General features: G+C 39.7%; 20 protein-coding genes. 16 read left to right on the top strand and 4 right to left on the bottom strand.

Translation table 11 applies throughout. From position 1 onward, the window contains the following. The first annotated feature begins 10 nt into the window (after positions 1-10). From iolD to iolB, 8 genes are all read left to right on the top strand, one after another. The gene (gene iolD / locus M1F25_RS15350; RefSeq protein WP_181488278.1) at positions 11-1,948 is read left to right on the top strand and encodes a 3D-(3,5/4)-trihydroxycyclohexane-1,2-dione acylhydrolase (decyclizing); all 1,938 of its coding nucleotides are present in this window, start codon (positions 11-13) and stop codon (positions 1,946-1,948) included. Between the two features lie 580 nt (positions 1,949-2,528). Beyond that, the gene (iolG, locus tag M1F25_RS15345) at positions 2,529-3,515 is read left to right on the top strand and encodes an inositol 2-dehydrogenase (protein ID WP_004262138.1); all 987 of its coding nucleotides are present in this window, start codon (positions 2,529-2,531) and stop codon (positions 3,513-3,515) included. A 393-nt stretch (positions 3,516-3,908) separates the two neighbouring features. Continuing rightward, positions 3,909-5,315, top strand: a complete 1,407-nt coding sequence (locus tag M1F25_RS15340; RefSeq protein WP_004913304.1) for a sugar porter family MFS transporter — start codon at positions 3,909-3,911, stop codon at positions 5,313-5,315. Between the two features lie 54 nt (positions 5,316-5,369). Further along, entirely contained in the window at positions 5,370-5,798 is a 429-nt protein-coding gene (locus tag M1F25_RS15335) for a PTS sugar transporter subunit IIA (protein WP_004262128.1), read from the top strand. 315 nt (positions 5,799-6,113) lie between these two features. Continuing rightward, positions 6,114-7,247 carry a Gfo/Idh/MocA family protein gene (locus tag M1F25_RS15330; RefSeq protein WP_004262126.1) on the top strand — a complete coding sequence of 378 codons (1,134 nt, stop codon included), beginning with the start codon at positions 6,114-6,116 and terminating at the stop codon, positions 7,245-7,247. A gap of 25 nt (positions 7,248-7,272) precedes the next feature. Further along, positions 7,273-9,177 carry a bifunctional 5-dehydro-2-deoxygluconokinase/5-dehydro-2-deoxyphosphogluconate aldolase gene (locus tag M1F25_RS15325; protein WP_110592175.1) on the top strand — a complete coding sequence of 635 codons (1,905 nt, stop codon included), beginning with the start codon at positions 7,273-7,275 and terminating at the stop codon, positions 9,175-9,177. Positions 9,178-9,207: 30 nt separating this feature from the next. Further along, positions 9,208-10,101: a myo-inosose-2 dehydratase gene (gene iolE / locus M1F25_RS15320; protein ID WP_004262122.1), complete on the top strand. Its 894-nt coding sequence runs from the start codon at positions 9,208-9,210 to the stop codon at positions 10,099-10,101. A gap of 143 nt (positions 10,102-10,244) precedes the next feature. Continuing rightward, the gene (iolB, locus tag M1F25_RS15315) at positions 10,245-11,075 is read left to right on the top strand and encodes a 5-deoxy-glucuronate isomerase (RefSeq protein ID WP_181488276.1); all 831 of its coding nucleotides are present in this window, start codon (positions 10,245-10,247) and stop codon (positions 11,073-11,075) included. Between the two features lie 78 nt (positions 11,076-11,153). On the opposite strand, the gene M1F25_RS15310 is transcribed toward iolB, so the two are convergent. Both M1F25_RS15310 and M1F25_RS15305 read right to left on the bottom strand, forming a co-directional pair. Then, the gene (locus tag M1F25_RS15310; RefSeq protein ID WP_110592173.1) at positions 11,154-11,795 is read right to left on the bottom strand and encodes an NAD(P)-dependent oxidoreductase; all 642 of its coding nucleotides are present in this window, start codon (positions 11,793-11,795) and stop codon (positions 11,154-11,156) included. Between the two features lie 139 nt (positions 11,796-11,934). Beyond that, on the bottom strand, positions 11,935-12,903 hold the full coding sequence (locus tag M1F25_RS15305; protein ID WP_004262118.1) for an FUSC family protein: 969 nt from the start codon (positions 12,901-12,903) through the stop codon (positions 11,935-11,937). A 210-nt stretch (positions 12,904-13,113) separates the two neighbouring features. Here M1F25_RS15305 and M1F25_RS15300 point away from each other — a divergent pair, with 210 nt between their 5' ends. Next, entirely contained in the window at positions 13,114-13,734 is a 621-nt protein-coding gene (locus M1F25_RS15300; RefSeq protein ID WP_181488274.1) for a malonate decarboxylase holo-ACP synthase, read from the top strand. 142 nt (positions 13,735-13,876) lie between these two features. Here the strand turns inward: M1F25_RS15300 and M1F25_RS15295 are convergent, their stop codons facing one another. Next, a complete protein-coding gene (locus tag M1F25_RS15295; RefSeq protein WP_004262116.1) occupies positions 13,877-14,506 on the bottom strand; it encodes a glutathione S-transferase family protein in 630 nt (209 codons plus the stop codon). Positions 14,507-14,887: 381 nt separating this feature from the next. Between M1F25_RS15295 and M1F25_RS15290 the strand changes: the two genes are divergently transcribed. The 5 genes from M1F25_RS15290 (at position 14,888) to tehB (ending at position 19,392) form a co-directional block, all read left to right on the top strand. Continuing rightward, complete coding sequence (locus M1F25_RS15290) at positions 14,888-15,445, top strand: cytochrome b (protein ID WP_094961347.1); 558 nt, start codon at positions 14,888-14,890, stop codon at positions 15,443-15,445. 13 nt (positions 15,446-15,458) lie between these two features. Next, complete coding sequence (locus tag M1F25_RS15285) at positions 15,459-16,037, top strand: YceI family protein (RefSeq protein ID WP_004262112.1); 579 nt, start codon at positions 15,459-15,461, stop codon at positions 16,035-16,037. 318 nt (positions 16,038-16,355) lie between these two features. Then, a complete protein-coding gene (locus M1F25_RS15280) occupies positions 16,356-17,129 on the top strand; it encodes a hypothetical protein (protein WP_036958473.1) in 774 nt (257 codons plus the stop codon). 174 nt (positions 17,130-17,303) lie between these two features. Continuing rightward, positions 17,304-18,383 carry a linear amide C-N hydrolase gene (locus M1F25_RS15275; protein WP_004262105.1) on the top strand — a complete coding sequence of 360 codons (1,080 nt, stop codon included), beginning with the start codon at positions 17,304-17,306 and terminating at the stop codon, positions 18,381-18,383. A gap of 121 nt (positions 18,384-18,504) precedes the next feature. Beyond that, entirely contained in the window at positions 18,505-19,392 is an 888-nt protein-coding gene (gene tehB, locus M1F25_RS15270) for an SAM-dependent methyltransferase TehB (RefSeq protein ID WP_094961348.1), read from the top strand. A 231-nt stretch (positions 19,393-19,623) separates the two neighbouring features. Here tehB and clcA read toward each other — a convergent pair whose 3' ends face one another. Then, positions 19,624-21,021: a H(+)/Cl(-) exchange transporter ClcA gene (clcA, locus tag M1F25_RS15265; protein WP_112307312.1), complete on the bottom strand. Its 1,398-nt coding sequence runs from the start codon at positions 21,019-21,021 to the stop codon at positions 19,624-19,626. A gap of 303 nt (positions 21,022-21,324) precedes the next feature. Here clcA and hcp point away from each other — a divergent pair, with 303 nt between their 5' ends. Beyond that, on the top strand, positions 21,325-22,977 hold the full coding sequence (gene hcp, locus M1F25_RS15260; protein WP_094961350.1) for a hydroxylamine reductase: 1,653 nt from the start codon (positions 21,325-21,327) through the stop codon (positions 22,975-22,977). A gap of 75 nt (positions 22,978-23,052) precedes the next feature. Beyond that, positions 23,053-24,057: an NADH oxidoreductase gene (gene hcr, locus M1F25_RS15255; protein WP_036958472.1), complete on the top strand. Its 1,005-nt coding sequence runs from the start codon at positions 23,053-23,055 to the stop codon at positions 24,055-24,057. The last annotated feature ends 92 nt before the right edge of the window (positions 24,058-24,149 follow it).

Genomic DNA, 24,149 nt, shown 5'->3' with positions numbered 1-24,149 from the left:
GGAGACCCGTATGAATAAGCAGAAAATGACGACAGCTCAAGCGTTGGTTAAATTTCTAAACCAACAATATGTTGATGTTGATGGTGAGCAGTATCCGTTTATTCAGGGAGTATTTACGATTTTTGGCCATGGTAATGTTGTGGGTTTAGGTCAGGCGCTTGAAGAGGCGCCTGGGCATCTACGTGTTTATCAAGGTTGCAACGAGCAAGGCATGGCACATATTGCGACAGGCTTTGCCAAACAAAAAAAACGTAAACAAATTTTTGCGGTTACGTCCTCTGTTGGCCCAGGTGCTGCGAATATGATCACAGCTGCCGCAACAGCTACGGCGAATCGCATCCCACTGTTATTACTACCTGGCGATACTTTTGCAACACGTCAGCCAGATCCCGTTTTGCAGCAAGTTGAACAGTATGGCGACGGAACAATAAGCACGAATGATTGTTTTCGACCTGTCTCACGCTATTGGGATAGGATTTCACGGCCTGAACAGCTAATGGCAGCCATGGTTAATGCAATGCGGGTGTTAACGGATCCTGCGGATACTGGCGCGGTAACCATTTGTCTACCTCAAGATGTTCAAGGCGAGGCGTGGGATTACCCCGATTATTTTTTCCAAAAACGCATCCATCGTATTGAACGTAGACCACCGACAACGGTGAGTATCGAAGAAGCCGTTCATCTGATCCGCAGTAAGAAAAAACCATTGCTCATCTGTGGTGGTGGGGTACGTTATTCCGAAGCTCACGAGGCATTTTTACAGTTTGCTGAAGATTACCAGATTCCATTTGGCGAAACCCAAGCGGGTAAAAGTGCCGTCGTTGCTAGTCATCCCTTGAATATGGGTGGAATTGGCACTACAGGTGGGTTAGCCGCAAACTTGTTAGCTAAAGAGGCTGATTTAGTTATTGGTGTTGGCACCCGCTTTACTGATTTCACCACCGCATCTAAATCTTTATTTAGTCATCCAAATGTAACCTTCTTAAATATCAATGTTGCGGAGTTTGATGCAAGTAAGTTAGATGCTTTGAAAGTTGTTGCAGATGCCAAAGAAGCACTTCAAGCACTGGATATAAAGCTGAAAGATTCTCACTATGAAGCTCAGTGGGGGGATGAAATTCAGCAGTCTAAACAACAGTGGAAAAATGAGCTGGAGCGCTTGTTTAGTATACAGTATCGGCCATTAGATTTTGTCCCTGAAATTGCAGGCCATCTTGATGATAAGCTTGAAGAATACCGTAAAACGCTAGGTACAGAACTGGCACAAACACGGGTGCTAGGCTTGATGCAGCAATACATGGAAGACGATGCCATTATTGTGGGGGCAGCAGGTTCATTACCGGGAGATTTACAACGTATTTGGCTACCAAAACAGCGAGATACCTATCATCTTGAATATGGTTATTCATGCATGGGGTATGAAATTGCCGCCGCTGTTGGTGCTAAAATCGCTGCGCCGAAGCAACCTGTTTATGCGATGGTCGGAGATGGTTCTTATTTGATGTTACACAGCGAATTACAAACCGCGATTCAGGAGAATATTAAGGTCACCATCTTACTGTTTGATAATGCAGGATTTGGTTGTATTAATAACCTGCAGATGAGCCAAGGAATGGGGAGTTTTGGTACAGAAAACCGCTACAGGAACCCACAAACGGGCTTGATGGATGGACCGTTAGTGAAGGTCGATTTTGCTAAAAACGCAGAAAGCTATGGCTGTAAAAGTTATCGGGTACATGATGAGGAACAATTGATTGCCGCACTGAAAGACGCGAAGTCCCATTCGGGCTGTGTATTGATTGATATTAAAGTACTTCCGAAAACAATGACCGATGGTTATGAAGCTTGGTGGCGCACAGGCACGGCACAAGTTTCTAAAAAGCCTCAAATAGTTGCTTCCGCTGAAAAAATTAAACAGATGGTTGAAAATAAAGTTCGTCTTTATTAATCAACGTATTGGGTTAGTGCTTTGTATTATCGTAATAACTCGACGGTGTTTTTACCGTCGAGGAATGTTCTTCGTTTTCTTAATGAGTCAGATGTAATTAAGTAGGGTAGTTACTGGAAATTTAGCAAGGATTGCTTTGGTGTTAATTTACATAGTGGTTACCACTTGTGGCTCTATATTCGTCATACTTCAAGTTGTATGGGGAATGCTCTGCGCTACCCGCCCACGCAACTCGAATCATTTGGATTATATACCCAGCTTAGGCTGGGTTTTTTTATGGATTTAATAGTTTAAAAATAATTTAATTGAAATATATGTTTTATTTCGAGACGAAGGAAGAGCAAAAAAAGAAGTTATGGAGAACTAATGTGCCAGCAAACACAGACTTTATTGTTAAATGCTGTTCGCTTACATTGTCAATTTGTGATCTGAATAACACTAAAAATACACTTTAATATAACATTTGTTATCTAGAGCCCAAAAATATAATTTTCAAAAAATTATAAATTGAAATGAACGTTTTATTTGGTATATTCCGTAATATCCAAATAGTGGATTTAAGGTATCAAGGAGCATTTGAATGTTCAATATAGCACTATTCGGCGCAGGACGTATCGGACAGGTTCATGCTGTTAATATTGCCGGCCATAAAGAAACCAAACTTTACTCTGTCATCGACCCTTACCAACCCAATGCGGTTGCCTTGGCTGAAAAATACCAAGCCAAAGTTCAGACAACAGAAGAAGCAATGCAAGACCCTAATATACAGGGTGTTTTAATCGCTTCAGCCACAGATACTCACGCTGATCTAATCGAACTAGCAGCCAAACATAAAAAAGTGATTTTCTGTGAAAAACCTGTTCACCTCGACCTTGAGCGTGTGAAGCAGTGTTTAAAAAGCGTAAAAGAACATAACGTTCCACTGTTTATTGGTTTTAACCGTCGCTATGATCCTCAATTTCGCCACTTGAAAAATTTATTCCAACAAGGCGCTATTGGTAAAGCAGAATCTTTAATTATCACATCTCGTGACCCGTCACCACCACCTGCAGAATATGTTAAAGTCTCCGGTGGTATGTTCAGAGATATGACTATTCATGACTTTGATATGGCGCGCTTTATGATTGGCGAGGAGCCTTGCTCTGTCTACGCACAAGGCAGCAATGTTGTTGACCCTGCGATCGGCCAAGCCGGTGATATTGATACCGCGTTTATTATCTTAAAATTCCCATCAGGCGCAATGGCGACCATCTCTAACAGCCGTCGTTCAGGTTATGGCTATGACCAACGCATTGAATTACATGGTGAAAAAGGATTATTAACGGCTGGTAATATTAAAGAGAATAGTGTTGCGCTGTTAAGTGAAGTTGGGTGCTTATCGGCCAAGCCAGAGTATTTCTTCTTACAACGTTACCATGAAGCATACCAAGCAGAATGGCAGCATTTTGTTGATATCTTAGCAGGCCGTGCGGAATCTGAAACGACAGGGACCGATGGTGAATTGGCTTTATATCTTGCAGACAAAGCACTGGAGTCACTCAAAACAGGTAAAGAAGTTAAATTGTAATTAATGCGGTAATACTATTTAACTTGATTATAGACTTGCGGTTAAAAATTAATTTTTGGCCGCAATAGTAAATATATTCATTTATTAATGAGTATATAAAATACTGATATTACATTTTATTTAATACTCTTTAGGCTTTCAATATTCCGAGATTAATTGAGGCTTTTTATAATCTTACTTTCTTTAATTTAACTGATGTATTCATCGTTTTAAATTTGCGAAATCTATTTTCAAAGAGTTTATCGATCAGGCCTAAAGCTAGCAAAGTAGCGATTCAAACCAGAGTGCCAGAAACTTATTTCATTATTTAATATTTAACATTAAACATTTATTTAAATATTGAAAAATTGTTTTTTTGGTAAGACATAATGATTCAAATAATAAGGTAATAATATGTCATTAATCATGAATCTCAATCAACAACAGAGAAAAAGGTTGCACCAAATAACCTTGGTTGCAACCTTTGGTGGATTACTATTTGGTTATGATACTGGTGTCATTAATGGTGCATTTTCATCACTGAAAGAAAACATGGGCTTAACGCCAACCACGGAAGGGCTGGTAATGAGTGTCCTATTAGTGGGTGCAGCATTAGGCAGTGTTTGTGGCGGACGTGTAGCAGACTTTGTCGGGCGCCGTACTTATTTGCTTTACCTCTCATTTCTGTTTTTATTTGGGGCATTTTTATCTGCGGCAGCCCCAAATATTGAAGTTCTTCTTATTGCTCGGTTTATATTGGGCTTTGCGGTGGGTGGTGCCTCTGTGACGGCACCGACGTTTATTTCTGAAGTGGCTCCGACTGAAATGCGGGGGAAACTCACTGGGTTAAATGAAGTTGCTATTGTTATCGGGCAGCTAGCAGCATTTGCTATTAATGCGATTATCGGTTCAATTTGGGGCCATCTTCCTGATGTTTGGCGTTATATGCTGTTAGTACAAGCCGTGCCCGCGTTGTGCTTGCTATTTGGTATGTGGAAAGCGCCTGAAAGCCCACGTTGGTTAATGAGTAAAAACCGTCGTGAAGAAGCCTTGAAAATACTGAAGCAAATTCGTCCTGAAAAACGTGCAATTCAAGAATATGAAGATATCGTGACGTTATTAGATGTTGAAGCTGCGGAAGCTAAACGTCATCCGAATGCCAATAAACAAAATTTAGCGTTAATTTTTAATACACCTTGGATTTTTAAATTGGTTTTAATTGGGATGGTGTGGGCGGCATTACAGCAAACAACTGGGGTTAACGTTATTATGTATTATGGCACAGAAATTCTCAAAACAGCGGGTTTTTCTGAGCAAACATCTTTAGTTTTCAACGTATTAAATGGTGTTTTTTCTGTTGGTGGTATGGTGATAGGGGTGTTATTCCTTGTTGACCGATTTAAACGTAAGACACTGATTGTTGGTGGTTTTGCGCTAATGGCATCGTTACACTTATTAATTGCAGCTACAGACTACTTTTTAACCGGGGATGTTAAAGCAACATTAATTTGGTTACTTGGCGCGGTGTTTGTTGGGGTTATGCAAGGAACGATGGGCTTTTTAACGTGGGTGGTACTTGCTGAGCTATTCCCACTTAAAATTCGCGGGTTATCCATGGGGATCTCGGTCTTCTTTATGTGGATTATGAATGCGATTGTGAGTTATTTATTCCCTGTATTACAAGCAGAACTTGGTTTAGGTCCGGTATTCTTAATTTTTGCGGTAATAAACTACTTAGCTATCGTTTTTGTCGTGAAGTTATTGCCAGAAACATCAAACAAATCATTAGAGCAATTAGAAGAAGAGCTCTCATCAATGTAATTATTACTTATTGGTGGTGTGAATATACCTAATTAACTTAATCGAGGGTTGGATATGATAGAACAACTAACCACAAGTAATTTGCATTTAGGTTGTCAGGCAAGAAATAAAGCTGAAGTACTCAAAATGGTTGGTACGGAATTTAAAAATAAAGGTTATGTTGATAGGGATTGTGTACATTTCTTAACGGAAAGGGAGCAACAGATATCAACATTCTTGGGGAATGGCATCACGTTGCCACATCTACCTAAGTCCGCCAATGATATTATCTTGCATACCGGTGTTGAAATTTTTCAATTTCCTGACGGTGTTATTTGGGACAGAACCAATGTGATGTTTATTGCCATAGGCGTGATTGCAAAATCAAGGGAACATATTGATGTACTTAGGGAAATTGCGTTGATTTTTAGTGACGAATTTATTGCCAATGCACTGTCTCTGACCTCAAGTAAAGAAGAGTTTTTAAGTATTCTTCATCGTTAATTTTTAGTTTTGAAGAGAGAATGGGATCTTTGCCAGATCCCATTCTCAATAAATTTCATTTTTAGTTATTCTATTTCATTTTATTCCATCTCATCACGACTCTATTATTTTTCCTTTCTTTAAATTTAATATTTATTTTCTTATAAATTAATTAATTACACTAAAAATTAACGTTAGATCACATAATGAAATTAATGTTTCTAATAATATTGAAAATGAAACGAATGTTCCGTATAACATCATTATTGAAATAAAATCTGGAACGAATATTGGGCCAGCTATTGCACTACAAGAAATGAGCGAGAGGTAGAACAGATGAAAGAGATCCGTATCGGGATGATAGGTACTGGCTATATAGGACGAGCTCATGCCATTGCTTATGCACAAGCACCAACCGTTTTTCCATTGCAGGGGAAATTGGTTCGCGAAATGATTGCAGAAATTACCCCTGAGCTAGCACAAACCCGAGCTCAGGAAATGGGTTTTAATCGTGCAACGGATGACTGGCGCAAATTAGTTGCAGATCCAAATATTGATGTAGTGGATATTTGCTCGCCTAATTTCCTACATAAAGAAATGGCAATGGAGGCAATTAAGCATGGTAAACATGTTTATTGTGAAAAACCATTAGCACTTAATTCTGAAGATGCCAAAGAAATGGTCGAAGCGGCTAAACAAGCCGGCGTCTTAACGTTAGTGGGTTTTAACTATATGAAAAACCCAACTTCGCAGCTAGCCAAAGAAATCATTGCAAATGGCGAAATCGGGGAAGTTATCCATTTTTATGGCACCCATAATGAAGATTATATGGCTGACCCTAGCGCTCCAATTCACTGGCATTGCTTTAAAGAAAAAGCAGGGTTAGGTGCTTTGGGGGACTTGTCTGCACACATTATCAATATGGCGCAATTCCTAGTAGGGGATATTGAAACCGTCTGTGGTGATATGGAAATTGTGATTAAACAGCGCCCTGAAAAAACGGGTTCAACCGTTATGGTTACGGTTGAAAATGAAGACCAAGCGCATGCCATGGTACGTTTTGCTGGTGGCGCAATGGGCGTCATTGAAACTTCACGAATCGCAGCTGGCCGTAAAATGGGGCTAACCTATGTGGTGACCGGCACCAAAGGAACGTTGTCTTTCACTCAAGAAAGAATGGCAGAGCTAAAGCTCTATCGCCATGATGAACCTAGCAACCGCCAAGGTTTTAAAACAATTTTTGTTGGGCCAGAACACCCGGATTATGCACCATTTTGTAATGCTGCAGGTCATGGTATTGGCTTCAATGACCAAAAAACAGTTGAAGTGCGCGATTTAATTGATGGCGTTGCAACAGGGCAGCCAATGTGGCCTGATTTTGAAGAAGGCTGGAAAGTATCACGAATATTAGACGCGATAGCACGTTCATATGACGAACAACGTTGGGTTAACGTTAAAGAAATCAATTAATTCTGTTGTAGTTAAGGGGTAATTAATGGATAAGCAGAAGAAGTTAGATGTTATCTGTATGGGCCGTATTGCCGTTGACCTGTACGGACAACAGATAGGTTCTCGTTTAGAAGATGTGAGCTCGTTTGCCAAATATTTAGGCGGCTCTTCAGGAAACGTTGCATTCGGTACTGCAATACAAGGATTGAAATCATCAATGCTTGCCCGTGTGGGGGATGAACACATGGGGCGCTTTTTACGTGAGGAGTTACAGCGTGTAGGCTGTGATACTAGCCATCTTATTACAGACAAAGACAGATTAACGGCATTAGTTATCTTAGGGATTAAAGATCAGGATACTTTCCCATTAATTTTCTATCGTGATAACTGCGCAGATATGGCGATTACGCCAGACGATTTCTCTGAAGAATATATTGCATCTGCACGCTGCTTGGCAATTACAGGAACGCATTTATCTAACCCGAAAACTCGCGCGGCAGTACTAAAAGCGTTGGAATATGCTAAACGTAATAATGTCAAAACAGCCATTGATATTGATTATCGCCCGGTCTTATGGGGACTGACCTCTTTGGGTGATGGTGAAACGCGTTTTATTGCTTCCGATAGTGTCACGCAACAACTGCAAGACGTATTATCGATGTTCGATTTGATTGTCGGTACAGAAGAAGAATTTCATATTGCAGGCGGGACGACGGATACCGTACAAGCACTTAAGAACATTCGCCAATTAACGGATGCGGAACTGGTGTGTAAACGCGGCTCTCTTGGCTGCTCGGTATTTAGTGGTGAGATCCCAGAAACGTTGGACGAAGGGATCACCGTTCATGGTGTGAGAGTTGAAGTTCTCAACGTATTAGGTGCCGGTGATGCATTTATGTCTGGCCTACTTCGCGGTTATCTAAACGGCGATGGTTGGGAAAAAGCCTGCGCTTATGCGAATGCTTGTGGGGCTCTAGTGGTTTCGCGCCATGGCTGTGCGCCTGCAATGCCAACAAAAATCGAGTTGGATAATTACCTTGAGCGTGCAGCTGCAGTTCCACGCCCAGATCTTGACCCGATGCTTAACCATTTGCACCGTGTGACTTCACGTAGCACACAATGGAATGAACTTTGTGTTATGGCATTTGACCACCGCATTCAATTTGTTGATATGGCACGCCTCGCAGGGGTTGATATCTCTTGCATTCCAACCCTGAAAAAATTGATTTACCGCGCTAGTAGTGAAGTGGCCGAAGAGGCAAATCTGCAGGGGAAAGCAGGGTTACTCTGTGATAGTACATTTGGCCAAGACGTATTGAATGATGTAACCGGCCGTGGTTGGTGGATAGGCCGCCCAATTGAGCTACCTGCGTCAAGACCATTATGCTTAGAGCATGGGAATATTGGCTCTCAGCTGATTAGCTGGCCAAAAGAGCATATTGTCAAATGTTTGGTGTTTTTCCACCCAGAAGACAACCATCCACTGCGCTTAGAGCAAGAAAAAACGGTTCAAGAAGTGTATAGCGCTTGCTGCCAATCAGGGCATGAATTGTTGCTCGAGGTGATATTGCCCGCAGATATGGAACGCAACGATGAGCTGTATTTACGCGCAATCAAACGCTTCTATAACTTAGGTATAAAACCAGATTGGTGGAAATTACCACCACTACAAGCGCAAAACTGGGATGCAGTTGATCAATTAATTCAAGAACGTGACCCTTATTGCCGCGGTGTCGTGCTCTTAGGACTTGACGCACCACAAGCTGAGCTACAAGCAGGCTTCAACGCAGCCGCTGGGAAATCAATCGTCAAAGGATTTGCTGTTGGCCGCACTTTATTTGGTAAGCCTTCGTTGGAGTGGATGAAAGGTGAAATCAATGACGATGAGCTGGTGCAGAAAATCAAAACCAATTACTTAAACCTGATAGCCTTATGGCGTCAGCGTAAATAATATTACTTTTACCTACACAGGAGCTTCATCATGGCAATCCAACTTGGTATCAACCCGTTGACATGGACGAATGATGATTTACCCACTTTAGGGGCAGAAACGTCTCTAGAAACATGTTTAACTGAAGGTCGTCAAGCGGGTTTCGCTGGTTTTGAGCTAGGTAATAAATTTCCACGTAAAGCGGAAATCTTAGGGCCGATCTTAAAGCAGCATGACTTACAATTGGTTTCAGGCTGGTATTCGGGAGAATTATTATCTCGCAGTGTGGAAGAAGAAATTGAAGCGGTACAAGAGCACTTAGCATTGCTACGTGATTTAGGCGCTAAAGTGATGGTTTTCGCGGAAGTGACTCACTGTATTCATGGCGATCAAAACAAACCTGTTCATATGCGCCCATTGTTCCCAGCTGATCAATGGGAAGAATACGGTAAAAAATTGACCGAATTCGCAAAATATACTTTATCTCAAGGGGTTAAGATTGCCTATCATCATCATATGGGGACAGTGATCGAGTCCGCAGAAGATGTGGATAATTTAATGAAACATACAGGGGATGAGGTCGGTTTATTACTGGATACAGGGCATTTAACCTTTGCCGGAGCAGACCCAGTTGAAGTGGCAAAACGCTGGGCAAAACGTATCAATCATGTGCATTGCAAAGATGTCCGTGCAGATGTTCTAAAAGATGTTAAAAACCGTAAAACCAGTTTCTTAAATGCAGTATTAGCAGGGGTGTTCACGGTACCCGGTGATGGTTGCGTTAACTATCCAGAAGTGTTTAAAGTATTGAAAAATAGCCAATATGAAAATGGCTGGTTAGTAGTCGAAGCAGAGCAAGATCCTGCGATCGCACATCCATTGACTTATGCCACATTGGGTTACAACAATTTGTCTAAATTTGCTAAGGATGCGGGCTTAATCTAAATCGTCGTTGTCATATTTCAGTCTGTGGCGTTGTTAGCTTTGTTTGCTGACTCTAGCCACAAACTGAACTGTTTAATTGGTGAAACGGTTAGTAACTGAAAAGAATTACATATCTAGAACCTAAAAAGTGTCAGAGGAAAGTTATGTCAAAATTATTGTCGAAATACCATGCTCCAGATGCACATAAGCGAACTCAGCATATCACTCCGAAAATCGCTAACTGGGGATATGTTCACTTTGATGTTTATGAATTAAAACAAGGCGAGTCTATCTCCTTGCCTGCCTCTGAAAATGAAATGTGTTTAGTGCTGGTGGCGGGTAAAGCGACAATTAAAACACCGAATCAAGCGTTTGAAAATATTGGCGATCGTATGGATCCTTTCGAGCGTAAAAAGCCGTATGCGGTGTATGTTACAGCGCAAGAGTTTGCTGAGGTCATGGCGGATACCGACCTTGAATTGGCAGTTTGCAGGGCAAAAGGAAAAGGAACTTACCCAACTCGTTTAATTGGCCCTGATGATATTGGTGCGGAACAACGTGGCCATGGTTATAACAAACGCTATGTGCATAATATTTTGCCGGATGATAAAGCCGCTGATAGCTTATTAGTCGTGGAGGTCTTTACAGATGAAGGCTGTACTAGCTCTTATCCAAGCCATAAACATGATACCGATAATGAACCCAATGAAACTTATCTAGAAGAAACCTATTATCATCGTTTAAATCCTTCCCAAGGTTTCTGTATGCAGCGCGTTTACACGAATGATCGCGAGTTAGATGAATGTATGGCGGTGTATAACAAAGATGTTGTTATGGTACCAAAAGGGTATCACCCAATGGCGACAGTGGCTGGTTATGATAACTATTACCTTAATGTGATGGCAGGGCCAACCCGTAAGTGGTTATTTACATGGGAAAAAGACCATAACTGGGTGAATAGTGAAATCTATGCAGCGAAACATAGTGAAAAGTAAGTTAAAGTAGAAATATGTGAATTAAGTTCTGTTATCTATCTTTGCCGGTAAATATTTACCGGCTTTTTTCGGTTAAACTTAATATGCTGCAGTAAATTGTTGGCGAATGAACTGCCTATTATTTACCTCATCAAGTATAGCTACCGCAAAATCTTCAACTGATATTTTCGCAGGAACGTTGCCATTCATCAGCAATTGTTCGCCTCCAAGACGGAAGGTTTCTGTTCTTTCTCCTTCCTCGAGTATTGCGGCTGGGGAAATGTAGGTCCAATCCAATGAATCAATGGATTGTAATTGGTTCTTAAATTCCCTCATTGCTTGAGCGCCTGGTTTTATTTCGGCAGGAAAATCGGGGGAATCAATTAAATCAATACCTGAAGCAATTTTTAGGCTTCCTGCACCACCGACCACAATAAATCGTTTTACCATCGATTTTTGTACTGCTTGTAAAATGGCCTGGTTTCCTGCCACGGTATCTTGATACAAATTCGGATTTTGCCAGCCACCATTAAACGCGCTGATGATGACATCCTGTCCTTTAAGCCGAGAGGTTAACCATGGGATATCTGTAATATCACCAGCGGCGGTGATTAAAAGAGCGTGCTGAAATAATTGATTACTATGACGAGAAATAGCCGTCACTTGGTGGTGCCGAAGCAACGCTTCAGCGACTAATGCTCTGCCGACAAAACCCGTTGCGCCAATAATCGATATTTTCATCTTCAGTTCCTCTTTGCTTGAGTGCCTCACTCAAGAATAATGATACTGATAGGGCTAGGCTTTAGGACTAAGACTTGTTTTCCCAATGTGTTCTTTTTGAGTATAGAACAAACGTTCTTATTGGGGAATATGCTTAATTTTATTTCGTTTCTCTAAATAACTTTAAAATAATACTCGTCATAATGGCGATGGTTCCTCCTAAGGCGGTTTCAAGAACGCGGTCAAACAATAATTCATAGGTTGGGTGACGCCAATATATAACGAGCTCAAGAATGGACAAAATTAAGCTTGTCACGACAAACGTCATAAACGTATATCCGTGATGAAAGCTCATCGGCATTAAAAAGGCGAACACCACGACTGCAATTAAACCGATATACGGCATAAAGGGTAAATTGAATAAAAAATACAATAATAAGACAGAAATAAGACTGCCTAAGACCCTCTGCAAAGTAATTTTAACGATACTTTGTGATTTTGGATGCAATACAAAAACGAAGGTCAGTAATGTCCAATAAAAGTGCCCTAGATCTATACTGCGAGGAATAGCGAGCGCGAGTAATAGCCCCAAAGCATAAATCATTGAGCGTGGGATAATATTTTTTCTCAACGTAAACAAATTTTGTTCAACTAAAGCGCTCGTTATTACACTATGGCGTGTCATTTTATGGCTAAGGACATAATACGTAATTAACGTTACTCCACTACCAATAATAAACCCTAACGCTAAGCTTTTGGATATATCAGGTAAAATGGTACCAATTGTCGACATGATAATCATAAATTTCATGGTTAAATCCATAGCAGGATCTGTGCCATACAATTGGTAGTAAATGAACGAAAAAATGGCGAGATAAATATAATATGCGGTACCAAGGCGTAACGTATCACCGATAAAAATAGCGACTAAAATCATCAATAAACAACAAGCGGTATAGGCATAATTCTTATATTCTTTTGCTGCATTGAATAAATTAAAGGAATACAGCGTTGAGAATGTTGCCCACATCGCAGCTTGTGCATCTAAGATCACAAAAGCGGTTGCGGCGCTAAAAAACATACAACTGGTAAAAATAATTCCATCGTGGATAGCAGGAAACGTTCTCATAATCCGATGCTCACAAATAGAGGCTTAACCTATTAATTAATAACGTAATTAAATAATATACGGTATAAAATTTCAAGGTGAGAACTCAGTATTTATGACAAGTTACCATTAAATGGCATGTGTTGAATTGTTGGTTGCGATATTCTGTTTTTATGTGACAAAAAAGGCATAATAGGGGAGAGCAGTTGTAGCAATCATAAAGGTAATAAAATGCAAATAATCAATCCTCATGATTTTGTTTGGGTCGGCAGCAATAATGAGGTCGCGATAGAATCGCTTCCTGAATGGGTCGGCTCACAGTGGAACAGTAAGTTACCGTTGACGGTATACCGAAATAAAGCGGATGAGAATAAACTGACTGTTGCAATTAGAGGAATTAAGCCACACCAACGCGTTACAACACAAATTGAAAAATCTGCAATTACGCACATTATGAATGTGGAATCCTTGGTGGCGAATTCGGTGGAACTACAACGTTCAATGTTTATCGCTTTACCACCGGTGCAGGTTTTATGGATCATTTCACAGACTAAATGGCCTTGGCAATGGGGAGTAACAGGGAGTTGTGCTTACACTTTAGCGACAGATATCCAAAGTATGTTGTCAGACTGCGACCTTGATGTGGTCATTCGCTGTCCACATCGTCAAGAAAAAGAAGATTTTGCTGAGTTTGCAATTAAGGCGAACACTCCTTATTGCCCAATTGATATTCATATCGAAACCCCTAAAGGTGGGTTTTCATTAGCTGAGTGGTTTAAAAATGAAAAGGTTACATTACACACACCACTTGGCGATATTATGACCGCAGACCCGTGGAATGAAAAATTATAGCCCACTGTTTGTCTGTTAAATAACCTAATGTAGCTTGAATGACCGACAAATTGGTTAAATATTAATTTTGATGTTCGAGCAGGTGATTTTTTACTAATCAAATAAAGCTGGAGGCATATAATGCCTCCCGATTAGCCTATTTTTAGTGTTCAATATAGGGTTCTTGTAAACCTGCTTCATGCCATTCTTTCATTGCGGGTAAAACTAAAATTCGGTCAACCCATTGTTTGGCAGCTGGGTTTACAGGTAAGTGATAACTGCGAATTCGGAAGGCAACTGGTGCAAAAAAAGCATCTACAGCCGTAAATTCACTACCTGCAAGCCAAGGGCCACCAAATTGGTTTAACCCATCCTGCCATAATTTCTGCAATCGATTTAAGTCGGTTTGTAATTCAATTGAAATATTGTTAAGTGGTGAATTATGAGTACCATCCATTGGACATTGCTGGCGTAATGCACTAAAACCCGAGTGCATTTCTGCGCTTGCACTACGAGCCCATGCTCTGGCTTTTCGCTCTTTTGGCCAGACTTGAGGGTAGTCTTCTGCAACATATTCACAGATGGCTAATGAATCCCATATTGTTTGGTTTTCATCGATTAAACAAGGGACTAAGCCTGTAGGTGAAAAACGACTGAATTTTTCATGGCTGCTTTTGCCGTTTTCAAATAAACACAAATTTTCTTCAAACGGGATCTGTAATACCTTTAGTAAAACCCAGGGACGTAGTGACCATGAAGAGTAGTTTTTATTTGCTATCCAAAGTTTATACATAGTATTTAACCTATCAATCAGTTTGCAATGTTAAAAGAAAGAATACCAATGTATGGGGAAAAAGGCAGACCTACAAATGTTATTTTATGAATAACAGCTTATATCTATTAGGAATAAGCTAGATTTAATTGAAATTAATAAATAAATGAACTAAGTATTTAGTTACGACCATTTACAAAACTGGAAGAATCTTTATTCAACTTTTATAATTAAAACTAGACAAAATCAAATAGTAATCTATTTTTCATTATGTTGATCGTATTTGAATGTCTTCAACAAAATATTTGTTTAACTTTGGGATAGGAATAAAATTAATTTCACCTTATGATTATTACGGCTTAGTTAATAAAATATTACCTTCTTCTCTAAATGGTTTTTATCATGCAATGGAAAAATAATGCAAGCCGCTATGGGCATATTTCTTTGCTTATACATTGGCTAGTCGCAATTGTCGTATATGGAATGTTCGCTTTAGGTTTATGGATGGTGACACTAGGCTATTATGATAGTTGGTATCATCAAGCTCCTGAGATACATAAAAGTATAGGAATATTATTATTTATTGTTATGGCATTTCGTGTGATTTGGCGATTTATTTCACCGCCACCGAAGCCATTAGCAAGCTACAGTAAATTAACGAAAGCTAGCTCTATTATTGTTCAAATTCTGATTTATATTATTTTGTTCAGTATTTTGATCAGTGGTTATTTAATCTCAACCGCTGATGGACAGCCTATCAGTGTATTTGATTGGTTTGAGGTTCCTGCACTATTTACTGGTGCTGCAACACAAGCAGATACAGCAGGTGAAGTTCATTTATATTTAGCTTGGGCAGTGGTTCTATTATCAGTGTTGCATGCTTTTGCAGCTTTTAAACATCACTTTTTTGATCGTGATATTACATTAAAAAGAATGTTGGGTTTTAACCCCGATAAGTAACGTGGAGATAATTATGTTGAAGAAAACGGTTCTTGGTCTGGCTACTGGCGCACTTTTTTTAACGGCAGGTTCAGCATTAGCAGAAACTTACCAATTTGATAAGCAAGGCCAACACGCGTTTATTGAATTTCGTATTCAGCATTTAGGTTATAGCTGGGTATATGGTAGTTTTAAAGACTTTGATGGGTCTTTCACTTATGATGCAAAAGACCCATCAAAAGATAAAGTCGAAGTAACTATTAAGACAGGCAGCATTGACACTAACCACGCAGAGCGTGATAAACATTTACGCAGTGGTGATTTCTTAAATGCAGCAAAATTCCCTGAAGCAAAATTCGTTTCAACAGAAGTGAAGAAAGACGGTGAAACATACAAAATCACAGGTGATTTCACATTAAATGGTGTTACTAAGCCGATTACATTAGATGCTAAATTAATGGGCGAAGGTAAAGATCCTTGGGGTGGATACCGTGCAGGTTTTGAAGCTGAAGGTAATATTAAGCTGAAAGAATTTAACATCAAATCTGATTTGGGCCCTAAATCTCAAGAAGCACAACTGTTGATTTCAGTTGAAGGTGTTCAAGTTAAATAAGATTTTTATCATAATAAACCTTCAAGCTTTCAAGTCTTGAAGGTTTTTTTATATCTAGCGTTTTCTAAATTGTTTATTTATGGCAAATTCTCCCGTCTTAGCCTCGCATTTTCCCTTATTCCTATAGCTTGACGACTTTGATACAAGCTAAAATAAACATTATCACTTTTTATAGGTCAATTCGTGGCATTAATAATCTAGGTCCGTGATGACTATTGTTTTTAGATGCCATGACATTATATGCGATGGGTTCTACAGTATATAAGTAGCTTGAAAGTGTTTGTGGGAACCGTTTTACCAAGAAAAGGCAGGGTAACTTTGAATACAAATAACTCACGTAAAACCGCATTAATTGTTAGCATTATTTTTATTGCATTCGCATTCGGTTTTTATTGGTTAAGTAAAGATAATAATGTGTTATCTACAGAAAATAATAGTGCAATTCATTCAGAGGCACTTGCCCAAGTTGAAAAAGAACTGCCGATTATCGCGACGGTGAAGAAAATAAGCCCTGAAACCTATCAAAGTTTTGAGCATCTAATCACGCAATACGACCCAGCTAATGAAGATTTACGTCGTCAACTGTTTGATCAGGTTGTTGGCAATGTCATGAAGCTGGTGCTAGAACGTATGGAATATGCTTCTGATGATTCCGTAATTAATTTTACTAGCAGAGTGAATGATTACCTGAAAATCTTATTAGAAGAAGACCCAACAGGAAAAACGTGTTTTTATTCATTGTTTCCGCACTTAAGAGAAACAGCGGAAATTATTCCACCACAAAAAAGCCAAGCTGTTTTGTTGAAACAAATCCAAGCGACCAATGAGCTCTTAATTTCAAGTGAAGCTGGTGTAAAACAGGCGTTGATGTCCCCAAAAGAGTATTCTGAGGAATTAACACAGCTTGCTAGTGGGCTTTCTGCAAAGTATGGTGAAGATACCGCAATCCTTGGAAATTTAGAAGCAGGGAAGAAATCACCTGCATTAGCGTGCCGTATTTCTATTAGTTTCTATAATGAAATATTATCTATGCCTGATAATCAGAAAAAAGCTGCATTACTACGTTCTTTATTTTCATCAGTAAATAATTAATTCTTTCCAGCAAAATGGCACTGGTTAATATGGGTGCCATTTTGTGTCATTATTTATTATATTTCATTGTGTTAATCGCACTTTTTTTAATACATTATTCTTTGAGCATAAATAATTCGTATTTATGTAGTATGCTTATTATGTAAATTTATTTTTAACTATTTTGGAGATGGCATGCAATTTATTAAGAAAAGTATCGTAGCACTTGCCGCAACTGCTGCGATATCAATGCCGATTACAGTTAGCCAAGCTTGTACTCGAGTTGTTTATTTAGGTGAAAATGAACAAATAATGACCGGAAGAACAATGGATTGGAAATACGATATTGGTACCAATCTATGGATCTTTCCTCGAGGGATGGAGCGTGATGGCATTGCAGGGCCTAACTCTTTAAAATGGAAATCAAAATACGGCAGCGTGATAGCCTCGGGTTATGATATTTCAACAACGGACGGAGTGAACGAGGAAGGTCTGGTTGCCAATTTACTGTGGCTCGCGGAATCAAAATATCCTCAAATAGATAATAAGCAACCTGCGTTGTCGATATCTTTATGGGCGCAATATGTTCTAGATAACTATGCGACAGTGGAAGAAGCCGTTGCTGAGCTAGAAAAGAATCCACTCGTAGTCGCAACAGATAATGTGCCAGGACAAGATAGGTTAGCGACTTTACATTTATCATTATCAGATGCGAGTGGTGATAGCGCGATTATTGAATATATCGATGGTAAGCAGGTAATTCATCACAGTCGCAAGTATCAAGTTATGACTAACTCGCCGACTTATGAGAAGCAATTAGCAATGCAGGAATATTGGCAAGGAATTGGCGGCACTGTAATGTTACCGGGGACTAACCGCTCCGCTGATAGATTTGCTCGCGCGCAGTTTTATATTAATGCAATTCCTCAGAAAACAACGCCTAATAAAGCGGTCGCCAGTGTTTTCAGTGTCGTACGTAATGTGTCTGTCCCTTACGGATTGACGTCTGAAAATTCGCCTGAAATATCGTCAACACGTTGGCGGACATTAGTTGACCATAAACGCCAGCTCTACTTTTTCGAGTCAGCATTAACTCCAAATATTTTTTGGACTGATTTGGCAAAAATTGACTTTTCAGCGGAAACTGGAAAAGTGAAAAAGCTGGACCTCGGTGAAGAGCAGAGCCATATCTATTCAGGGGATGCGACCAACAGTTATGTAGTTACAAAACCTTTTGAATTCTTAGGGTTAAGTGCGGAACAGTTAGGTTATTAACTGAGCCCATGAAGCATTTCAGCCCTCTTGGTCTATAGGGGGTTGATATGAATCAAGCCCGCGATAATTAATTTATGAATGTTTTGCAGATAGCAAACGAACGGTATAAGATGTATTTAAAATGCAACTTATTGGTGATGATATGAATGATCTCGTGTGTTACAAAACTATGCCAGTTTGGAATAAAGCTTCTTTGCCGTTAATGTTCCAAGAGCGCCATAATACAAAAGAGGATACATACGCACAGTTGAAAGTGCTAAAAGGCTCTTTAGATTTTATCATTTTTAATGAAGACGGCAGCGAGCAACACTTTACCTTTGATATTCATAACCAGCCGCCTATTATTGAACCTCAAGTTTGGCATCGTATTTCTGCTTGTAGTGATGACATGGAATGCCAACTGGCATTTTTATGCAAACCAGAACTGAAATTTTATAAAGAGCATGGGTTAACGACTCCACATTCAGAAGTGCGCTATTTGTGTGAGAATCACCTGAGTAAGCCATGTAAAACATTAGATTTAGGTTCGGGAAGAGGGCGTAATAGTTTTTATCTTGCCTTGCAGGGGTATGACGTGACCTCGGTAGATATCAACCCTCAGCATATCCAAGCAATTGACTTCGTTAAAAAACAAGCTGGGGTAGAGAATATTTATACGGCTGTTTATGATATTAATAGTCACCAAATACAAGAGAACTACGAACTTATTATTTCCACTGTCGTGCTAATGTTCTTGCAGCGAGAAAAAATCGCCAATGTTATTACTAATATGCAAGAACATACCCTGCCAGGGGGAGTTAACGTTATTGTGTGTGCCGTTGAAACGCCAGATGCACCGCTGGATTTAGTGCCATTTAAATGCTTCTTAAAACCAGGGGAGCTAGAAGGGTATTATAAAGATTGGGATATTTTAAAATATAACGAAAACCCTGGTCATTTACACCGCACTGATTCACAAGGTAATCGTATTAAATTAAATTTTGCAACACTCATTGCAAGGAAGAAGTAAGTAAGAAATTAGCATAGGTTATCTTAATAAAAGAGTTGCCGCTGTCGGCAACTTAGGTTGTTGACAAAGCGGGATAAAAGCGTGGTTTTTCCCGCTTTGTGTTATCAGCCGAAAATCAATAAATTGATTTTCCTAGTTTATTTTCAAAACCTATTCGACTTGCCGCCAAACATAATATGTTTGTCAGCAGTCTGAGTTGCCGCTGTCGGCAACTCTTTTTGCTTCTACTATTTAAGGTTTGTCAGTGACAGGCGGAGCGGTTTCTTTTTCGCTACGGGCTAAAGTTTTTTCCAGCAATACAGAATATAGCGGTTTGCCACCTAAAAATTGGGCCATCATTGTGGCGCCAATGCAGGTAATAATCATCGGTAAGATTAACTGGTAGTTATTTGTCATTTCTAAAACTAAGACTATCCCAGTTAATGGGGCTCTGACGGTTGCGGCAAATAAAGCTCCCATGCCTGCAATAGCGAAAGTCCCCACTTCAATTTGGTAATTAGGGAATATTTCGAGGACGGCGTAGCCGAAAACACCACCAAATAATGTCCCAAGGGCGAGTAAAGGAGAGAAAATACCACCTGGAGCCCCAGAGCTAAAGCTAATCGTCGAAGTTAAAAACCGCAAAGCAAAGAATATGAATAACAAAGTGATGGTAAATTGGCCTGCTACCATCTGGTGGATCACGGAATATCCACCACCTACAATTTCAGGCAGGTAAACGCCAATTGCACCACAAGCACCACCAATTAACCCGCCCATCAATACAAAGCGAGAAATTTTATTTTGGTAAAATGCTAAAAATTTACTTTGTAGGTACAATAAAAAACCATTAAAACAGATACCGATAACACCAAACATTAATCCTAAAATTAAATAAAGCCATAAAGTATTCATAGGTGCAGAAGAAAATTGGCCGATATTTAATACAATAGCTTCTCCATTGATTAGCCGATAGACAATGGTGGAGGTAACAACACCGATAAATACCGCTTTAATTGAAATTAAACTGTATTTAAATTGCGGACGCATTTCTTCAATAATAAACAAGATGCCAGCTAAAGGGGCATTAAATGCTGTAGATAAACCTGCCGCCGCACCAGAGGCAAGCAAGGTGTGGCGTGACTCATTATCTTTTAAACGAAATAAATCATAAAACATTTGGCTAAGGTTCGCACCAAGTTGCACGGTTGGTCCTTCACGGCCTAATACCATACCTGAGCCCAATGTTCCTAATCCACCAATAAACTTAACTGGGATGACTCTCCACCATCTTACGGGGCGTAAATCCTGTAATGCACCTTCAATTTCTGGGATCCCAGACCCACCAGATTCAGGAGAGAACCGTTTAACAAGGTAATAGCCTAACATGGCAAGAAGTGCCGAGATAAAAAACATCCCAACAACCATCAGCCATTTTGGGGCAACCCATTCACTCACCGATTGCACGCGATAGTTGCTAATCCAAGTTGTTCCTAATTCAAATAGTGAACCGATAAGACCGACCGCCGCACCAATGAGTGCCGCAAGTAGTAAGATTTTTACAGGTGTTTTATCTGATTCTTTTAGCCGTTTAAAAATCCGCAATCGGGTTTTTATCATAGATTTACTAGCTGAATTTACCTGGCTCATCTTTATTGGATTCTCTTTATACGATGGAATAACAAACACTTATAGGTAAGTATAACAAGAGTTATCGTAAGAGCGTTATCAGGATATAAATAAAATGCAAAATAGTGCATTTAAGCAAGAAAAGTGAAAACAAAACCAACAGCACGAATAGCATACTTTCATTACTGTGAATAGTTCTCATTTGCAATGAATATTAATATAGATCAATAAACCATTAGATAATGAATAATTCCACTTTTTTATTCTAATAAAGAGCGTAGTCTTAATGTTGTATTTGAAATGCAACTTTAAGAGGCGAACAACATGTACTGTGTGCAATGTGAACAAACAATTAGAACTCCAGCTGGTAATGGCTGTGCATACGCGCAGGGTATGTGCGGTAAAACAGCAGAAACTTCTGACCTACAAGATTTATTAGTTGCTGTATTGCAAAGCTTATCTGCAAGTGCAGTCACTGCCCGCTCACTGGGTATTATTGACCATGATATTGATAGTTTTGCTCCGCGCGCATTTTTCTCTACTTTAACCAACGTCAATTTTGATTCAGAGCGTATTATCGGTTACGCCCGTGAAGCTATTTATTTACGTGATAAATTAATAAAACATTGCCAATCCGTGAATAGTGTAGTGGCTTTCAATCATCCATTAATTAATTTGCAATTAAATGGTACTGACATTCCAACCTTACAGGCACAAGCGGCTCAATTTTCATTAGATATTGATAAAGCTGAAGTCGGCGAAGACATTCACGGTTTACGTATGTTATGCCTATATGGCTTAAAAGGGGCGGCAGCCTATATGGAACACGCCCATGTTTTAGGTCAGTATGATAATGAGGTTTATGGCCAATATCATGAAATTATGGCTTGGCTGGGAACATTGCCATCGGATATGAATGAACTGCTTGATAATGCCATGGCAATTGGTCTGATGAATTTCAAGATCATGGAAATTTTGGATGCAGGTGAAACGAGCGAATTTGGTCACCCAACTCCAACGGAAGTCAACGTTCGTCCAGTCGCAGGGAAATGTATTTTAATTTCAGGTCATGACCTGAAAGACTTAAAAATGTTGTTAGAACAAACTGAAGGTACGGGTATCAATGTTTATACCCACGGCGAAATGCTGCCAGCACATGGTTACCCAGAACTGAAAAAATACCCTCATTTAGTCGGTAACTATGGTAGCGGTTGGCAAAATCAGCAAGTGGAATTTGCAAAATTCCCTGGGTCTATCTTGATGACCTCTAACTGTATTATTGACCCTGATGTTGGGGATTATAAAGACCGTATCTGGACGCGTAGTATTGTGGGTTGGCCGGGTGCAAAACATTTAGTGGGTGATGATTTTTCTGCAATGATTGCTCAAGCTCAGTCACTTGCCGGTTTCCCGTATACCGAAATCGAGCACAAAATTACGGTTGGTTTCGGTCGTCAAACACTGTTAGGTGCGGCAGACGCGGTGATTGATTTAGTTTCACAGAAAAAACTACGTCACGTATTCCTTGTTGGTGGTTGTGATGGTAGCCGTGGCGAACGTAGCTATTATACGGATTTTGCCCGTAGTGTACCTGAAGATTGCTTAATCCTTACACTCGCATGTGGTAAGTATCGTTTTAATAAATTAGATTTTGGCACATTAGAAGGGCTACCACGCTTACTGGATGTGGGCCAATGTAACGATGCATATTCTGCCATTATGCTTGCGGTGAATCTATCAGAGAAACTTGGTTGTGGTATTAATGACTTGCCATTGAGTCTGATTCTGTCTTGGTTTGAGCAAAAAGCGATTGTCATCCTTTTAACATTATTAGCGTTGGGTGTGAAAAATATTTACACCGGCCCAACAGCACCTGGTTTCTTAACTGAAAACTTATTAAATGTGCTAAATGAGAAGTTTGGCATGCGTAGTATTACGACAGTTGAGCAAGATCTGGCAGAAATTTTACCTGCATGATCAATAAACCGATAGAAAAAGCTTAAAAACGATGTGAAAGATGGGGGCTGCGACCCCCTTTAAAGGAGTAGCGCGATGACCATGCCAAGCAGTTTATGTCCAAATAGAATGCAAGTTCATTCTATTATTCAAGAAACATCAGATGTCTGGACAATCAACCTTATCAATCATGATTTTTATACATATTCACCTGGTCAATATGCTTTGGTCAGCATTAAAAATAGTGATGATGTCATGCGTGCTTATACTCTTTCATCATCACCGGGGCAAAGTCGTTTTATTTCCATTACTGTCAGGCGGTTAGACGATGGTGAAGGGTCAAATTGGTTAACACGTTCGGTTAAAGAAGGCGACTATCTTTGGCTTTCTGAAGCGCAAGGGGAATTCACCTGCGCTAATCTAAAAAACACTGAGTATTTGATGTTAGCTGCTGGATGTGGTGTGACACCAATTATGTCAATGACACGTTGGCTGATGGTGAACCGCCCGAGCTCCCATGTAAAAGTACTATTCAATGTTCGCGATGATAAACAAGTTATTTTTGCCGAGGAATGGCAAAAACTCGTCCGCTTATATCCAGAACGGTTGCAATTGTGTGTTATGGCAGAAACACCAGATAATGGCGATATTGCACAAGGACGTTTAACTGAAGAGAAATTGAAAGCGTTAGTACCCGATATTGATTCACGAATTGTGATGACGTGTGGGCCTGTGCCTTACATGAAAAATGCACAGCAATTTGCTGCTAATTTAGGCGTCCCTGCTGAACATTTCTTTATGGAGCGTTTTTCAACTGAACCAGAGGTTGTTGATAGTGAAGATATTCTTACATTAAAAATCCGTCAACGATTGGTCGACTTTAAAGTCCCTGTAGGTACTTCTTTATTATCTGCACTGGAGCAAAATAAACAGCCCGTTATTGCAGCTTGCCGAGCAGGGGTTTGTGGAAGCTGTAAAACAAAAGTGTTATCAGGTAAATACACAACAACAAGCACAATGACATTAACTGAAGCAGAAATAGCTGAGGGCTATGTTTTAGCTTGTAGTTGCCAATTACAGGGTGACACTGAAATAGCGTAAAATTATATAACATGTGCAAACTGTCTCATTAGAGTATTAATGGGACAGTATTATTTAAAATAAATCATAGTAATTATTTGCAATACTCAACA

Source organism: Providencia sp. PROV109 (assembly GCF_033681625.1).
Taxonomy (GTDB): domain Bacteria; phylum Pseudomonadota; class Gammaproteobacteria; order Enterobacterales; family Enterobacteriaceae; genus Providencia; species Providencia hangzhouensis.
This window is presented reverse-complemented; position numbering and strand designations above follow the sequence as displayed.

Bases quoted from the DNA above. Each gene is read 5' to 3' on its own strand.
- M1F25_RS15290 (WP_094961347.1), top strand. From the start codon at position 14,888: ATGCAATGGAAAAATAATGCAAGCCGCTATGGGCATATTTCTTTGCTT.
- M1F25_RS15330 (WP_004262126.1), top strand. From the start codon at position 6,114: ATGAAAGAGATCCGTATCGGGATGATAGGTACTGGCTATATAGGACGA.
- M1F25_RS15300 (WP_181488274.1), top strand. From the start codon at position 13,114: ATGCAAATAATCAATCCTCATGATTTTGTTTGGGTCGGCAGCAATAAT.
- tehB (WP_094961348.1), top strand. From the start codon at position 18,505: ATGCAACTTATTGGTGATGATATGAATGATCTCGTGTGTTACAAAACT.
- iolB (WP_181488276.1), top strand. From the start codon at position 10,245: ATGTCAAAATTATTGTCGAAATACCATGCTCCAGATGCACATAAGCGA.
- iolG (WP_004262138.1), top strand. From the start codon at position 2,529: ATGTTCAATATAGCACTATTCGGCGCAGGACGTATCGGACAGGTTCAT.
- M1F25_RS15275 (WP_004262105.1), top strand. From the start codon at position 17,304: ATGCAATTTATTAAGAAAAGTATCGTAGCACTTGCCGCAACTGCTGCG.
- M1F25_RS15310 (WP_110592173.1), bottom strand. From the start codon at position 11,795: ATGAAAATATCGATTATTGGCGCAACGGGTTTTGTCGGCAGAGCATTA.
- iolE (WP_004262122.1), top strand. From the start codon at position 9,208: ATGGCAATCCAACTTGGTATCAACCCGTTGACATGGACGAATGATGAT.
- M1F25_RS15295 (WP_004262116.1), bottom strand. From the start codon at position 14,506: ATGTATAAACTTTGGATAGCAAATAAAAACTACTCTTCATGGTCACTA.
- M1F25_RS15325 (WP_110592175.1), top strand. From the start codon at position 7,273: ATGGATAAGCAGAAGAAGTTAGATGTTATCTGTATGGGCCGTATTGCC.
- M1F25_RS15285 (WP_004262112.1), top strand. From the start codon at position 15,459: ATGTTGAAGAAAACGGTTCTTGGTCTGGCTACTGGCGCACTTTTTTTA.
- M1F25_RS15305 (WP_004262118.1), bottom strand. From the start codon at position 12,903: ATGAGAACGTTTCCTGCTATCCACGATGGAATTATTTTTACCAGTTGT.
- hcr (WP_036958472.1), top strand. From the start codon at position 23,053: ATGACCATGCCAAGCAGTTTATGTCCAAATAGAATGCAAGTTCATTCT.
- M1F25_RS15340 (WP_004913304.1), top strand. From the start codon at position 3,909: ATGTCATTAATCATGAATCTCAATCAACAACAGAGAAAAAGGTTGCAC.
- M1F25_RS15335 (WP_004262128.1), top strand. From the start codon at position 5,370: ATGATAGAACAACTAACCACAAGTAATTTGCATTTAGGTTGTCAGGCA.
- iolD (WP_181488278.1), top strand. From the start codon at position 11: ATGAATAAGCAGAAAATGACGACAGCTCAAGCGTTGGTTAAATTTCTA.
- hcp (WP_094961350.1), top strand. From the start codon at position 21,325: ATGTACTGTGTGCAATGTGAACAAACAATTAGAACTCCAGCTGGTAAT.
- clcA (WP_112307312.1), bottom strand. From the start codon at position 21,021: ATGAGCCAGGTAAATTCAGCTAGTAAATCTATGATAAAAACCCGATTG.